Genomic DNA, 15,781 nt, shown 5'->3' with positions numbered 1-15,781 from the left:
TTAACCCCGCCTCTTCTGGACTATTTTATCAGTATACCAAAAGCCTAAGATGCAGGCGATAATTTCTTGTTCAAAAGCGGTTAAAACCGAAAGGGGGCTTTTATCAAATATGCCCTCTTTCACACTCCACCAAACTAATAACGGATAAACTATAATCCAAAAAAGCGTTGTTATAGGACGCACTAAAGAGTTAAAACCGTCAATCCAATTAATGCCACTTTTGGCTTGTTGAGCTTTAATCTTAGCTAATCTTATAGGTTTATCAGCTTTTAACTCTTCAATGCCGTATTTAATCTCCGCAAGATCTATTTGAGTAGAACTGTTTATTTGGGCTAATTCTAACTTCATCTTGTCATATTCTATAGACTGTTTCTGCATCATATATTCAGATACAACATCTACTATCTTCTCAAAACTTGAGGGAACAAATCGAAGTAAAAACCTAAATATACCTCCTGCTAAAAACGATGATATCATGCCTTAAACCCCCCTTTAATGCTTTTAAAAAAGTATATTACAGCAGTTATGGAACTAGCTATTATACCGATAACTTTAAGAGAATAAAATATACCCTTTGTCGTATTAAGAATACGCAATATCTCTTCTAGACCCTCTTGATGTTTAGATATGGAAGATTGAAGACTTAAAAATTCTTCTCTAGTGACGTATTGTTTAGATATGTCTTTTTGATTTTTAACTACAGAAGCTTCAAAATCTGAGAACTTTTCTAATGTAACAAATTCTTGTTTTTTAGCCATTATTCAACTTCCCTACTTAACTTCAGGTTTGGCACGCGATTAAACGGTGTCAATTCGTCCATATCTTGGAAAAACGATATGCCTTTTCTTTCTAGTTGTCTTTGCTTTTTGGCTAAATATCCAGGATTAAAATATTCTATTAATTGATTTATTATGATATGGTCTACGGAGTTTTTCACGTACCATAAACGGGTAAACGGTGTAATTTCTCGAAAGGCTTTAATAACATGTTCTGCTGTATCATCAGCTCCAGTAAACGCTTTATACCCAGCTTTACCTACAGACCTTATCGTGCTATCAACAGCCCCTAGTTCTTTATTAACCAATGAAGTGATGATATTATGATAAGGCACTAAAGAACCATTGTTTATTACTCCCTCAAATATAGCCCCTGTTACGGTGGGGTCTTCCCCCTTGATTAATATTTTAATAGCACTAGTAATTATTCCCGCTAATATCATGTTTGTAGCATACTTAAGTCTAACGTCGTTTATTTTCCCTAAATTCAATTTCATACTTGAACCTTTAGGCGCCTTTGCAGAGTTGGGCAAATCCCACAAATATGTATAAGCCATTGATGTAGGTGTAGAAGAAAACTGCATAAACATCCTCAATAATTCACCTACAATAGTACCCGACTTGTACGTTAGAAGCCCTAATCTCTGTTTATCTAATAACGTCAAATCCATAGCACCTTTAACAGACGTATGAAGATTAGAAATAACAAGTGCACCAATCTTATCGACAACTCTGTCTTTAAGAACGCTCGTTTCAACACTTCTTATCTCTGTTAATCGGTTTTTAAGCTGTTGCTGCTCTCCAGCTAAATAACTATTGAGTTCTGATGAAAAACCTTTTTGGGCATAACTAAATTCGTCTTTTAATCCTTTTATATATTTCTCTTGTTCAAAAACTTTAGACCTAGCACCGCTAAGTGTTTTATTCCTAAATTCCGCGGATTCAACATTCGCAAGTTTTTGTGCTATTAATTTCCTTTCTCTATTAAGAGTTGGAGGAATTGCAATGCCTTTTTTTATAATAACTTCAAGGCCTTTAACAGTTTTATAATTATCAGTTATTTGTTTATTTAAATGTTTAATTTCGTTATCAATTTTAGTTGAACGAAGTTTTATACGTTCTTTCCGTAATTGATCTGTTTTGATATCAGCGATATACTTAGGTAAAATTTCCTTATCTGATTTAAGCTTTGTTATTCGCTGTTCAATATCTTTAACATCTAACTTGAGATTTGCTAATTTTTTGGATTGTTTATCTAGGTTTTTATGCTGTATATTACTGTCATTTTTAATATTCTTATCAGCTTCTTCTAGCTGTTTTATAAGAGTTTGTCGCACTTCACGGAGTTTTTGATCTTTTTCAACAACACCTTTTTCTAAACTTGATAACTTTTGTAGCTCCAAAGACAACTTGTTATCAAGATTTTGTTGAAGCTTTTTTGTCTCATTTGCAATTCTAGTAGCTCTCTGCTCTTCAATCTCTTGTATCCGCAAATCAAGGTGCTTGGTTTTCTCCTCTGATAATTTAGCCACTAAGCCCTCTAACTCGTTATCAGGTATATTACGAATATCTTTAAGACTTTTAAGGCTTAAATCACCATGAGAACCCGTAGTAGTCTTCGTTTTTTTGAGAACTTGAAAGTCCGTATCATCTAATAGTTTAAAGAACAATTTAACACCTTCATCAAGGCCTTTATCACTCATTAAATCTTTAAGAGAAGCGTACTTTTCTACCTGACGACCTATCTGATTATACACAACCAAAGCATGCGTAGATATCGTACGTTCATCATGCCATTTTACCCCTGATGCTTTATGCATTGCTGATGACATCTTATGACCCAGTCTATACGCATCAGATAACCCTTCGGACATCAAACGCCCGTCTGCAATAACCCCATCAGCAAATAAACTGATATCACTGAGCATCTCTTTTCTCTTTGATAGTGGTAACTTTTTAATACGGGATATTTCCGCTTTATCTATTCCTATACGAGATAGCATATCCATACTAATGCGGGGATCTTCAATAGCAGATGCTATGGCGTGCTGCCCTAACTTCAGCGTATGCGTATAGGAACGAATACCCGCACCAATATTCGCCCAAAATTCATTATCAGGTCGAGAACCGTGTATCATCACGTCCCACATGTTATTAAAATATCTTTCACGCATCTGGAGTGGGGATATGCCCAGTTTTGAACTAAAGGAATTATCTTTTCCAGCTGATGCTATGGCGTCTTCTGCTATAAGTTTCTTCATGGTTTTGCGGACAAAATCATCGGCGTTAACCCCTAATTCTCGGGCAATAACAATATCTTTAGATAAAGACTTGATATCTGTTGCTAATAATTCACCTACATTAGCACCAATTCCGAATTTCTCCATAAATTCAATATGAGCGTCTGCATCCTTGAAATGAAATTCTCTCTCATAAGTACGCTTTTTACCTATTTTGCTACCAAAGTTAATATGGCTACTTTCTTCCCCTAAAACCTCCCTAAAGGAATGGCGAAAATGCGATGATAGTTTTTCATCAGAATATAACGTTCCATCTGGGTTTTTATATTTATCTCTATCAACTAATTGCAACATCGACTTTACAAAGTCTACTTCTGTTGTTGTGCTTAACTTGGTTGAATCCATCACTTGGGGAACGCGATTTTTACGATAGTTGTATCCAATGCCCGCCTCAATCGCCTCACGGTGTTTATCTTTATTTATTTGTTCATACGTCCTAGCTAAAGCAGACGCTTTAGAATTGCCAGTTTCCTCTCCTAATAACTCGGATATAACATCTTTATTATACTGTTTATCCATTATAAAAATACTACTTGTTCGGTGTTTTTCTAATGGTGCTATAGTACTCTTATAGTGCTTATCCATTTTATGTTCTAAAGGAACCTCACTAGACCCCGCTTGATGAAATAACTTTTGGAAAAAAGCCTGACTTTTACCATGTATTCCAGCCTCAACAGTGTTAATATCATTCAATATATTCTGTCTTTTATACATTTCATCAATATGGTCATGGAGTAGTTTAGCCGTCTCTGATATCCGTGACTTATGGGCTTTTTCGCCTGCCAAACGGTAACGTTCCGCTTTCGATAAACCATCAGACGGAATATCTTGAAGATGACGTATTATGTCTGTTTCTAGTTTATTAAGTTCGCTATCTGATAAAACTTTACCTGCTGATTTGTTAATAGCTTGTATGCATTCTGGTTTCATTTTATCTTCCAACCCTCAAAAAACAGTCTATAGCCACTTGGTACAATCGGTTATTTTTAACGATTGTGTGATTATCAATAATTTCTCGTAAATTCTCGTGAACCTCCTGTGCTAATTCAGGATGTTTTGTTTCCAATTCGCTATAACGTTGTGAAGCATGTTCGTCGATATCCGTAAATTTCTTTTGTGGCTGTTGAGTAATAGTTTTTTGTGGTTGTTTTGTGGTTTCTGTTGTATTTTTCCTGACTGGTTGCGGTTCACTGATAGGCATATTAGATTTAAAGCCCATATCTTCAATTGAGTTTTCGGCAACACTACGTAATTTCACATCATCAAACTCTGGGATTTTACCTTGTAATATGTCATTTGTCCCTTTTGCTATTAAATCTAAATGGTCGTTATGAGCTTTTGGAGTTGTGTGTAAAACAGGGCTACTATCTCGGTTAACAAATTTATAATACCATCGTTCACTAATACCATCTCTCAAATCACTTAAAATACTGCCCGTTTGCCTCCCGAAATTCTTTATCTCCTTAGTATGCAATGCACTAAATAATAACCCCGTCATCGCATCAAGACTTATAGTCTCCCAATCAATTGGTTTATATCGTTCCGCCATGTCATGATAGCCGTTGTCTTCGAGAGTTTTTGATGTTAAATACCTGTTGGATCCCCCTGATCCGACACTAAAAATACTCCCCAAAGCTAACTTAGTAGGAGCTCCCGTACCCAATAGCTTTATCTTCGCAAGCGTCTTCGTACTCAAAGTTGCAGGAGTTATCATAGAAGCCGTATTCACAAAACCAGACCAATTACCCACTGTATCAGCGGTCTCTTTATCAACTCCTTGGGTTTGAAGGAGTTTTGAAGTTTCTTTGCTGTCAGATGCCCAACCGTATGCTCCCCCGCCCAATACTAGGGGAGCCCATCTGAGTGCGAAAGCCGCCCATCCTACAGGTGCGGTAGCAGGAAATAAAGCTAAAGCCGCACTCATTACATACGTTCCAGCCAAGGTTCCAACCGCAATAGGAGCCGCACTTGATACACTCTCAATAACACCAGCCAATGTCCCCTGAGTCTCAGGATCTGAACGATACCCTAAATCCTCATCATCGGTAAAAGGTGATCTCAACTTATCATACATACGGAACGGAATATTTGCAATTTCTGTTCCTGAACCGTCGAAAAAACCAGGTTTGGGAGGAGGATGATAAGGAGTGTTTCTAGACTTTTCCAACATCTCATTACGCATTTCTTCACTTGATATAAAAAGTAGCACTTTATTTCATCCCACATATAATTAGGATAAAGATGATCAAAAGAATATAAAGGAAAAGTAGGCGTGTTGTGCTTGCCCATAAAAAGTAATTGGGTACTTTAAATCCAATCTTACTTAACACCAAGTCCATATGATAGGGGCTTGCAATTAGACACATAAAACTCATAATGGTAAAAAAAATAAGAAACGTCATAAACACAAAGAAATTTCCAGTAAATAAGGCACAACCTAATGAGATAATCGGCATCAACGCAATAATTACAATGAATTCTTCAATTTCTTCCCTGGCCAATTCATATTTTTCCCCCGATTTTTTAGCTTTTAAAGTTACCCTTATCATATCCGCAATCACAACAAATATAAGAAATAACATAACAGGAATGATGTAGGGAAAATCAGCGAGACTTTTACCACCTCCACCGCCTGTGTAGTGAGGCCGAGGCGTTATCCTAGCTGTTCTAAGTGCCCAAGAGTTAAAGGGGATAAAACATATAAACATTAAAACAATTTTTCTTAACTTATTCATCTAATTTTTATCCTTATAATAACACAATTACCTCCTATTTACTACTTATGCGAGTGTTAATCAATAATATCCCTGGTGTCTGGTATGCCTATATTATGTATAGTTGTATTTACCAGCTTTTTATATTGTTTACGTTCCTCGCGTTCCTCGCGTGCCTTGCGTAATTGGTCTAGTGTAATCTTATGTACATCAACAACAACAGGTTCGCCTTTATCACTGAATATAGGATTATTGTGTCTGAGCACTTGGTATTTTCCACTACCTAACATACGGTAATTAGCCATGTGGGCGTTAATTGTATTTAAACCCGCTTTTTTAACTTCTTCCATCGTCCCCCCATATAAACGGTCTTTAAAATCCCTATGCTTCATTCCTCTGGGGGCTAAAACCGTACTATCTTTAATATAAGTTGGCTCATTACCGTATACGGCTTTCAAATTATCATTTACAGTACTTTTAGTTATACTGCTAATCTCACCAGCATGGTGCTTGCCATAAAGATATAACGTCATAGCTTCAACATCTTTATTAAAATTGGCATCATCGTTATTAATGTATAATTTTCCAAACATATTTTGTATGGCGACAGTAACGGTATCCTTGACATCGGCAATTGATTGTCCCTTTGGTGTTAAAACTGCTTCAACATCCTTGCGGTGTTTCACTCCTAAAATGATATAATTAGCCACTGTTTCAGCCTCAGTAGAAAATTCACTACTTAAAGTAGCAACATTTGAAACAGCTTTATCTTGTATTTTAGAAAAACCAGTTATAGCTTTGTCTTTATCTTCATCTGATAAAGTCCGAAGGGCATTTTGATACATCTTTATCGTTTCATAACTAGGTTTCCTCACTAGTTGGTCACGTAGTAGTTTCTCCTCACCAGCGTTAAAGAATGGACTAGATAATCCGTGTTCCTTTTCAACTTTTTTGGCGAAAGTAGAACGTTGGGATAAGCTTATAGCTAGATTTTCAGGTGTGTCGAATTTAAGCGGGTCAATCTGTTTATTTTCTATCCCCCACTTGATAGGATCCTCACGTAATTCCTTCATTGAATTAATATGAGCTTTATCAATGTCATTAAGATATGTCTGAGCCTTAAATAACCCTCCAACTGATAAATCAGCATTCACAATATCTGAGTTAGCTTTTTCTTTAAAATGGGCATAATCCGTCTCATTCATCAAACGAACTTTAGCCACGTCAGGGGTGATATTATACTTAAATTCGTCTAAATCTCGGATCTCAAAACCTTTCTCAACACCGTATATATTCGTCAAATCCTCTAATGATAGTTTTTCATCAGGTCGCTTGCCTTGTTTATACATACTATCACGGGTTTTAATAACAGCGTTCATGTCTGTTCTTTTCTTACTGTTCGCTTTGTTATCTTCACTGACTAAATGATTTAGCAATGCCCTACGTTCTGTCGGATCTAGGTTATTCCATCCTTCAAGTTTGATATTCTGGTCATCTTCAACCTGAATCTCACGAGTCCCTGATGACTCAACAAGAGCAGATAAAGACCCGTTATCCGACGGCGTACTTTGACCTTTATATACCGCCGATAACGCATTCCCAAATACCTCTGGGGATTTGCGGTATTGCTGTATAACTTGTTCTCTATAAAGACTATTAAAAGCGTGATTTATCTTTTTTTGTTTATCTAAAGGACTAAGAGGTAAAGACCATATCTGAGATGATATTTTTTCTTTCGATGATGCTAAATTAGCATTTGATGCATCCCGCTTGAAACCATCGCTGAGACTATTTACAACCTTATTTATGTTATCATCCTGGGCTAAACTGACAGCCCCTATTTGCATAGTTAACGCGTCTTTATGAAAATTAAGTAATGCGTGGCTTACGTTAGTCGTAAAATGCTGACGTATCTGTCTATTTGGGATACCTTCTAGAAATTTAGTGTATTTTTGATTTAAATGTCCGTTAATAAATTTCTTACCGTGATCCCCTATTTGTTTTGGGTCAGTTGTATCAATAGTATTTAAATGGTTCATAAATTCTGTTTGTGCTTCGGCAGAAATAAGAACATACTTAGTACTAGCGTCAGCATAAGCGGTAGCTTGTTGCAAATCTTCAAATTCTTTTGCCAATTGACTTAAAGAGTTTGAAACGTCTTGCAAGCCTTTTAACGGATTAACCGCGTCTCTTACTGCGTCTTTATCAGGAGCTACTGGGTCTATTAAGGGTTTTTTAATATTCAATTCAACCATTTTACTTTTTGCTCCATACGTTGTAAAGTTCGTATGCAGGTGCTACCATTGAAGACAAACCTGTTAGCAATGTAGCCGCTTTACTCCATTCTGTGCTATGTTCTGTTGCTTGCTTATTCTCTCTATGCCAATTCGCCTCTTTCATAAATCTACTAACCGTTTGTTCTCTGGAAGTTCGAGCGTTAATAACGTTTCTATAAGAATCTAGATAACGCTGACCTACCCACATAGAAAGACTAGCACCTGATAAACCTGATAAGGCAGCACCCATGTGAAAAGCTCCCGCATCCAAAATACCCTCTTTCCTCGCTTGCTCTTCTCTATGTAAATAGAGCATATCCGCTCTTTTTGCATTCTCCTCGGCTAAAGATACTCGGTACTCATCTGATTCCCTCTTAGATTCCCCTTCTTTTGATGTGGAAAAAAAACTCGCTGCAGTACTTGCTACCCCTATACCTATCTTGGCTGCCTCCTTGGGATTTTCCTTAATAATTTTTGACATTTTGTCTATCATATCTTTAATTCTCTATTTGCATATGAGCGGTAAGTGAAGTAAGGCAAAAAGGAGCATTTGTCTTTTGTTGTATAATTATCTCTGGATGCAATACAGTGTCGGAAGGAACTAAAACCTCAAATTCTCCAGTCTTAGGAGTACCTCTTAACTCTTCCAAAGTAATAAGCGGAAATCCTTTAATACCTATTTCGATATCAGCTGTATTAATCACCCGCACCACAACCTTATAAATACGACGCTTCTTGCCTATTGTATTTTTAAAGGCATCCCCTGTATCCATACAAGGGATATGAACACATCGAAACGATGATATGCCTTGAGCTGGGAAAGCACCTGTTTTCCTTATATGAGCTTCAACTGCAGCTTTTGCTGCTATTTTTCTTTGTTCATTTTCAATGACGTCTCTAGATTGTTGTGCATTTCTGTCGCTGTTAACGGTGGGTTTAGTATATTCTGTAATAACAGGTTCTACCCTTTTAGCAGGTGGTACTTTTACCCAACCCAGCCAACTAGTTAACTCTTTAAACCTTTTATCTAAATCCGCGTCACCTACAGTTGATTTAAAGTCAATACTCTTATCATCAAGTGCTAAAGAAGGGTCGCCTGCATCTTTGTTTATAATCTTGCTAACTTGGGAAATTGAACGAAGACGGAGTACATCTTTGTTTACTGATAACCAAGTAGGTATAACTGGGTCTGGGTAATACTGTTCAAGATTAAAGTCCTTATCCTCAATAACTTTTATCCATTCTTCCTTTGATTTATCAAAGTTATTTATAGACACATTAGACTTTATAGAATTGATTTTATTTTTTGCCCGTTTAAGAAGCTTAATTGCAGCTTCTGAATTAGGTTCTTTCCCTTGGTTTTCTATTGCTGAATCTATAGACTTAAGCTCTTGTTCTAAATACTCTTTAAGAGTGTCTTCGTGACGTTGTAGTGTAGTCCTACATTCCGCATCAATATCAATCCGTTGTTCTTCGGTTTTGTATTCCTTGAACTTGTTTCTATATGTTTGTATTAACTCTGATAAAGAATGACCGTTTTTAAATTCATCTAATTTAGCTTTTTGTATACGGTTATCAATATTTTCTCGGAAATCCCAAATAAAGATATCGAACAATGCATCATAACTCAGCTTACTCCTAAAATCTGATGACGAACTTGATAAAGGCGGGAATGTATAATCCTCTTTTAAAAGTTCCTCGCTACCCTCTATAATTGCAAATTTAGCAACTGAAATATCATCAAACACAAAACCATAAAGTCGTAATTGATTATGGTTAGCCTCAAGCTTTTCGTTAAGTTTTTGAAGTTCTGAACGTATTTTGCTTATGTATGTTTTCGAATTAGCCAAAACATCGCTGTTTTCGGGTAACTGCTTACATATATAGTTAATTTCTTTAAGAAAGTTACTAAGCCCAACTGCTACAGATTTTTGCTTATTTAATAAAACCTCAAATTCATGACTAGCAATTGAAGCTTTGCCCTTAGCGGTAAGAGCTGATAATTCCTTAATATATCCGTTATTTTTTCTAAGATTTTCAAGGCATTTTCGATAAAGAGTATCAAGCTTATCCTCAGCCTTATTTGGCGATTGGATAGCACTTACCATGTTTAATGGGGCATATTCCAATAAAAAGTTATGAACTACAAAATTGAAAATCTCATCTTTTTTAAGTAATTCTTCAAGATTATTTAAAGCCTTACCAGAACCTTTAAAACTACCGTCAATATGCGAATATACCGTGAAAAACCGATCTGCGTACTCGGTAAACTTACGCTTTACATCCTCATCAGATAAAGCACTCCATCCCTCATATGTTTCACGAATTTTAGATAGTAACACCTTAAATTCTTTTTTACGTTCTGCTATATCTTTTTCTAACTCCTCTAACCTCTGCCTCTTTTCCTCCCCCATTTCCAGTAATGACCTTTTACGACCTGTAAAATTAGTCTCCCCAATCCCAACCTGCTCGGATGTGGCTTTCTCGGGTACTTTCTCAGGTGCAATCTCTGTTTTAGCACTAGGTGAACCCTTATTAGAAATAGAAGAAAAGCGATTATCTGCTTGAGCTTCTGGCAGTTTTAATGTTAGTTCATTGATGTGTTCTAAACGTTTCTTCTCAAACTCTTCTTTTTTCTTTTCTTCTAGACGTTGCTTTTCTTCTAGACGTTGCTTTTCGGCTTCTCTTTTTCTCTTTTCTTCTAGACGTTGCTGTTCAGCCTTTATCCTTGCTTGCTCTTCTTCTAGACGTTGCTGATCGGCCTTTATCCTTGCTTGTTGTTCTTCTAGACGTTGCTTTTCTTCTAGACGTTGCTTTTCTTCTTTTTGTTTCTCAGCTCTCGCCGTTCTAGCTTCATTCGTCACCTTATCTATATTAGCTATTGTTGCAGCCATGGTGCACGAGGCTTGGTAAGCTATTTTTTGCTCCCCCTTAAAACGTGCTTCATGATCTAGGTGTGCTAACTGAACTGCTGTAAGTACTTTAGGCGATAATTCAGCTACCGTCTGTCTAATATTATGGGTATCCGTACCTAAACCAAATAAACCGATATTTTTACCAAACCATGCTGCTATATCAATGGTTGTATAAGTATCCATGATCAAACCTGAATCTGGATTCCAATATTCCTTTCCCTCCTCTCTAGACATCCAGTGAGCTAATACCCGCAAATAACCCTCTGCATACTTCGCGTTATGTAGAGCATCGGCGGTTTCCCTTTTCTCAGTATATTCACGGTACTTGTTATAATAAAAGTTGATTTTGTCTATCAATTTATGGGATTTTTTGTTTATGTACTTGAAATTCCACTCGAGAGACAACCGCTTACGTTTTTCTGCCTTCAAATCCATTTCCAAACGCAAAATGTAAGGGATATTGCTATCAACATTATTTTGAAGACTAACAGAGTTAAAATGCAATTTAGAAAGGTTGGCAAATGCAGAAGGCGACACATTCTCAGGTAATGTAGCAACAAGCCCTTCTAACTGAGATATCTTGCTATTTGTCTTAGCCTTAGCTTTCTCAGCCTCTTCTTGATACTTTTTAGCTTCTTGGAAATTCTTTTCCTTTACATATTGTTTTGATTTTTCAATATTATCCTTAACACTATTCAGAAATCCGCTAGCTTCATTTGTTGCCTTTACGACTCGGTGTAAAGCGTCTGCTTCAGCGGCTGGCACTTCTTGGCTAACCTGCTTGAGAAGTTTTTCTCCTTCCTCTGAAAATTCAATCCCTGCTTCCTTCTTAAGGGCTATGAAGGCTTTTACCTTATCCTCCAGTTGTCGGTGCAACTGTGCAACAGTAGGAACTAATCCATTAACAATTGTTTTTTCGTGGTCTTCACCTACTCGTTGTACCCTATCCCAAAGTAAAGATATTGACCGTTTATAATTGTTCTTGTGAGGGTTTTCTGGAGATATCCACGCTATTAAACCTTCTCTCAAATCCCTAATACCATCTTGAATAGATTTGATGGTTTTGACTTCTTCTCCTTTAGGTATGGTATCAGTTCGAAGCTTATTTTGCTTCTTTTCAACTTCTGCACATAGTTTTGTTAACTGCTCTAAATCACCGCGTGCCTCGGTATCATTTAGTTGCACTAAGAATTTAACACGTTCTGCAATACGCTCGTTAGACTCCTTAATTTCATCTTTAGTCTGATCTTTGATATATGTAGTAAGTCCCACCGCAGAACCTACCAAGGCACCAGTACCTAACGCGGTAGCTACAGCGGCAGGCACCCAAGCAGGAGCAGCAACCGCTAACGCAGCTGTAGCTACAGCCGTACCTACAGCTACAGTTGCACCTAAAATTACGCCTTTAGCGATATTCCCAGCCCAAGACCAAAAACCCATTATCGCGTCTCCTCAGAAGTAAAAATACCTAATCGCCCTAATTGCGGACGACAATTTCCTTCTTCATTACATACCTCAGTCAATATCCAAACCGAAGTATCGCCGTGCTTTTCGCTTGGAAAAGATGCTAAAGATTTAAAATATTGCCCGGGCTCCAAATTATGAATATGCCATGCGAAGTTTTCTTCTTCGGGATTAAATAGGCATCCTGACATATAAGGCTGTGAGTCATAATATACCCAAAGAAGCGAATACGGTTCTTCTTGATATGATAATCCTTTTATCGAATGGGTAAAAAGATGATCGACAAAAATGGATAGGTCTACAAACTTAAAACCTTGCTCGGTGCTTCCAGTAACCGCTTTAACCCGTCTGCCCGCCCCATACACAAAAAATAGGTAATCAGAAGCACTGACAGGTGGGCAAGAATATACACCTGATCCAGATATACGCCTAAAATCTACAGACAGCCCTTGAGTGTAACTAATAGACAATAACCATAAAGAGGTATCGCACCCGACGAGAATACCGCCACCGAAAGGATGAAGCCACTTAATCTCACTCACCGAAGTATCTGTTACCGCCATGGTTAACGCTTTCTTCAGATCAAAGCACCCGTATTCACCATCAATCGAAAAATCATTGAAGGAATCATAACTTGATAAATACACCGATAGCTCATCATCCTTACCACCAGAAAATACTAATCGGTTTTGATAAAAAGACACGTGTTGCGGGTAACCATTGTTTCGTGTCCAAGCACTAAAATTCCATGATACGACCTTTTCACCGCTTAAAAAACTATGTTTTGATTTGGGAAGAACTAGTACCTTTTTTCCGTCGTTAAAAACTTCTTTTATTTCGCCCCAAATAAAGTAAGGAGAAAGAAGGGATGGGGATTTATGAAAGAAGGAGTTTGAGCCCGATTCACTCGAATTTTTAATACCAAAAGACGCAACCTCAATCCATGTTACCTCTCCATCCTTAGCATAAATCGTACCCTCTTTTTGGGTAAAAGGATTTTCAGAAGATAAGCCGCCTTTCTTGCTTTGATATACCTTGCCATCACTAACCATAAAAGAATTTTCAGGATATTTAAAATCAGATTTTCGAGCTGAAGGTAAACACCCGAAACGTAAATATCTGCCCGTATCATCAGCACTAAATAACTTAAAGTCGGAGGATATCTCAAAAAGCTTAGAATCGTCCTGTGCCTTTTTTATGCTCAAATCTACCTGATACCCGATGCCTTCCTTAACATTATCTGCTAACCAAGGGGGCGGAAAAAACTTCATTTCAGAAAAGCTAAAAACCCCATCTTTACATAGAATTTGACAAGGGGGATGACTTCTATGAACTAAAACCATAAGAGAACCAAATACCGCAAATTCTAACTGTGATGCTTCACCAAAGTGATAAGGCGTTCTAATGCTTGTAACTTCTTGAGGTTTCAAGTTTTCTGCGCTGCCTAAATTAAGAATTACTACTTCTTGCTCTCCGAAAACACATAAAACATACACGCCATTAACAAGGTTAAAAGGAATGATACGACTTGCGTCGGTAGGCAATTTGCAATCGGAAACTTTTATCAATTCTGGGAGGGCAATCAACGACCCGACGCTTAAAGGAATAAGGTTTTGACACTTAGATACCCCTTGAGAATGTATCTTTAAATCACTACGAGATTGACATATCTTATGCGACAATTCCCCAGCAGCAAACGAATGTTTTGTCCATGATACATTACCCATTTAATACTCCCTATCATCAGACATCTCTATAGCGTCCATCTCAATAGCTGTTTTTAAAACTTTTTCGCTTTCAGCTTTTAAATACCGCGGTAATTGTTCATCGGGAAGTATAGTAGGGCAAAGCTCGCTTGCTAGCTTTAATGTAAGTGCTTCTTGGTACAAAGCGTCGCATTGGAATATCGGAACTTCCTTAACATATTCAACAATAAGTTGCGTGGTAGTCTTGTCTTTAGGAACAAGATAACCCTCATTTAACTCCACCTTAATAGAACTTTTTATAACTTTAAGACATTTCTCAGGAAGAGCATAGCGTATCTCATCAATCTTTGTTGAAGGTGATTGGGATAAAACATCCGAATATTTCGCAAAATTCCAAGCAAAAGAACGCAGTAAACTACGGTGAATAGGATGTAGTAAAAGCTTGCAATATTTAGCTTTTATCCCTTCCTCTTCAAGGCTATTTATTGGGCATTGCCCTAATTTCAACAATGCCCAATTACAAACTTCTAAATTATTCATTAAGCCTCGTTCTGCCCTGTTTCATTATCTTTTTTGAAAGCTTTTTCCTTTTTAGAAGCTTTTTCAATGATATGAGGAACGTACTTTAGCGAATTCTTAGTAATCTCAATCCCTAAAATCTTCTCAGGTTCTACACGAGTTGCACCGAAAGAAGCAGTTAAAGTAATCTGTGGAGCATGCCATTTGCTTGGATCTTCCGAATGTTTTACCTCAATCGCTTTCCTTTGAGCGAAAACAACCGCGGATTTGCAATATATAGGAAGAACATACTTAATTTTATCATCGGCAAATTTAGCAGAAGAGATAGCTTTATATTTCCCTTTATCGTTTTCAATCTTAGAATCAGTTAAATTAGGAAATTGCGTTCCTGATGGGAATAAATCATCACCTGGGACTTTTTCCATATTAATAAACCAAACCCCAGCGAAAGCTTCCATCTTACCAGATTGCAACGCAGCACTGTTAACATAGTCTTTACTAGTTGCTTTTTCTAAGGCAAAAAGCGATGCCCATACATCAGAAGGAACTAAAACATATATTTGTTCACTATCAACGTCTATATAACGTTTCCTCATTATAGCTTTAGCAGTAATAAGTTGTCCGATAAAAGTTTGGAAAAAGTCATCCCCGTCAACTGCAGGTATGATATTATCCGTAGGGAACGACTCTAGTTTGTCAGCGTTCTTGCCGTATTTATTCACCCCTAACATACCTTTAAGTATAGCTTCATCTTGCTTACGATGCATCGCATATGTAGCAAGTTTAGCATACGGGAGAAGCGGGTTAAGCCCAGAATCAAGAGAAGCGAACGGGTCTATGCGTTCCGCCCAACCATATTGATTTTGACTAATCCATCTTCTGTCTTGGTCAGTTTCATTGTATATGGTGTTTGGCATATCACCGATAATCTCGTGAGCCTCAGTAGGTTTAAACACCTCTACTATAGCCGATGACTCCCCTTCTGTAGATGTCTCTGTTACCGTTGATCTAAGCTGTGATTGTTCTTGTTGCAAAGCAAGTTCAACATGCTTTTTGAACTCTAATATATTAGCTGTTGCTAATTGTTGTTTTGTAGCCATTTATAAATTCC

The 15,781-nt window shown here is 37.2% G+C and carries 11 protein-coding genes; all 11 read right to left on the bottom strand.

Features of this window, described 5'->3' with window-relative positions:
- Genes LAM_RS03345 through LAM_RS03290 form a run of 11 tightly spaced genes read right to left on the bottom strand, consistent with a single transcriptional unit; the run spans position 1 to position 15,770 of the window.
- Positions 1-477: a hypothetical protein gene (locus tag LAM_RS03345; protein WP_023466328.1), complete on the bottom strand. Its 477-nt coding sequence runs from the start codon at positions 475-477 to the stop codon at positions 1-3.
- Positions 474-758 carry a hypothetical protein gene (locus LAM_RS03340; RefSeq protein ID WP_023466327.1) on the bottom strand — a complete coding sequence of 95 codons (285 nt, stop codon included), beginning with the start codon at positions 756-758 and terminating at the stop codon, positions 474-476. Before LAM_RS03340 ends, LAM_RS03345 begins: the two co-directional genes overlap by 4 nt.
- Positions 758-4,006 (bottom strand): hypothetical protein, encoded by a 3,249-nt coding sequence (locus LAM_RS05170; protein WP_023466326.1) that lies wholly within the window; start codon positions 4,004-4,006, stop codon positions 758-760. Before LAM_RS05170 ends, LAM_RS03340 begins: the two co-directional genes overlap by 1 nt.
- Before the next feature lies 1 nt (position 4,007).
- Positions 4,008-5,285: a hypothetical protein gene (locus LAM_RS03325; protein WP_007557564.1), complete on the bottom strand. Its 1,278-nt coding sequence runs from the start codon at positions 5,283-5,285 to the stop codon at positions 4,008-4,010.
- 1 nt (position 5,286) lies between these two features.
- Complete coding sequence (locus LAM_RS03320; RefSeq protein ID WP_007557563.1) at positions 5,287-5,811, bottom strand: hypothetical protein; 525 nt, start codon at positions 5,809-5,811, stop codon at positions 5,287-5,289.
- A 56-nt stretch (positions 5,812-5,867) separates the two neighbouring features.
- Positions 5,868-8,045, bottom strand: coding sequence for a hypothetical protein (locus LAM_RS03315; RefSeq protein WP_007557562.1), 2,178 nt, complete (start codon positions 8,043-8,045; stop codon positions 5,868-5,870).
- A 1-nt stretch (position 8,046) separates the two neighbouring features.
- Entirely contained in the window at positions 8,047-8,559 is a 513-nt protein-coding gene (locus LAM_RS03310; RefSeq protein WP_007557561.1) for a hypothetical protein, read from the bottom strand.
- Between the two features lie 4 nt (positions 8,560-8,563).
- A complete protein-coding gene (locus LAM_RS05165) occupies positions 8,564-12,421 on the bottom strand; it encodes an MAP7 domain-containing protein (protein ID WP_023466324.1) in 3,858 nt (1,285 codons plus the stop codon).
- Positions 12,421-14,172, bottom strand: a complete 1,752-nt coding sequence (locus LAM_RS03300; protein WP_007557539.1) for a phage tail protein — start codon at positions 14,170-14,172, stop codon at positions 12,421-12,423. The genes LAM_RS05165 and LAM_RS03300 overlap by 1 nt, the downstream gene beginning before the upstream one ends.
- Positions 14,173-14,691, bottom strand: a complete 519-nt coding sequence (locus tag LAM_RS03295; RefSeq protein ID WP_007557541.1) for a phage connector family protein — start codon at positions 14,689-14,691, stop codon at positions 14,173-14,175.
- Positions 14,691-15,770 (bottom strand): phage capsid protein, encoded by a 1,080-nt coding sequence (locus LAM_RS03290; RefSeq protein ID WP_007557542.1) that lies wholly within the window; start codon positions 15,768-15,770, stop codon positions 14,691-14,693. The genes LAM_RS03295 and LAM_RS03290 overlap by 1 nt, the downstream gene beginning before the upstream one ends.
- Between the last annotated feature and the right edge of the window lie 11 nt (positions 15,771-15,781).

Origin of the sequence: Candidatus Liberibacter americanus str. Sao Paulo, assembly GCF_000496595.1 — a bacterium.
GTDB lineage: Bacteria > Pseudomonadota > Alphaproteobacteria > Rhizobiales > Rhizobiaceae > Liberibacter > Liberibacter americanus.
This window is presented reverse-complemented; position numbering and strand designations above follow the sequence as displayed.

Bases quoted from the DNA above. Each gene is read 5' to 3' on its own strand.
- LAM_RS03345 (WP_023466328.1), bottom strand. From the start codon at position 477: ATGATATCATCGTTTTTAGCAGGAGGTATATTTAGGTTTTTACTTCGA.
- LAM_RS03340 (WP_023466327.1), bottom strand. From the start codon at position 758: ATGGCTAAAAAACAAGAATTTGTTACATTAGAAAAGTTCTCAGATTTT.
- LAM_RS05170 (WP_023466326.1), bottom strand. From the start codon at position 4,006: ATGAAACCAGAATGCATACAAGCTATTAACAAATCAGCAGGTAAAGTT.
- LAM_RS03320 (WP_007557563.1), bottom strand. From the start codon at position 5,811: ATGAATAAGTTAAGAAAAATTGTTTTAATGTTTATATGTTTTATCCCC.
- LAM_RS03315 (WP_007557562.1), bottom strand. From the start codon at position 8,045: ATGGTTGAATTGAATATTAAAAAACCCTTAATAGACCCAGTAGCTCCT.
- LAM_RS03310 (WP_007557561.1), bottom strand. From the start codon at position 8,559: ATGATAGACAAAATGTCAAAAATTATTAAGGAAAATCCCAAGGAGGCA.
- LAM_RS05165 (WP_023466324.1), bottom strand. From the start codon at position 12,421: ATGGGTTTTTGGTCTTGGGCTGGGAATATCGCTAAAGGCGTAATTTTA.
- LAM_RS03300 (WP_007557539.1), bottom strand. From the start codon at position 14,172: ATGGGTAATGTATCATGGACAAAACATTCGTTTGCTGCTGGGGAATTG.
- LAM_RS03295 (WP_007557541.1), bottom strand. From the start codon at position 14,691: ATGAATAATTTAGAAGTTTGTAATTGGGCATTGTTGAAATTAGGGCAA.
- LAM_RS03290 (WP_007557542.1), bottom strand. From the start codon at position 15,770: ATGGCTACAAAACAACAATTAGCAACAGCTAATATATTAGAGTTCAAA.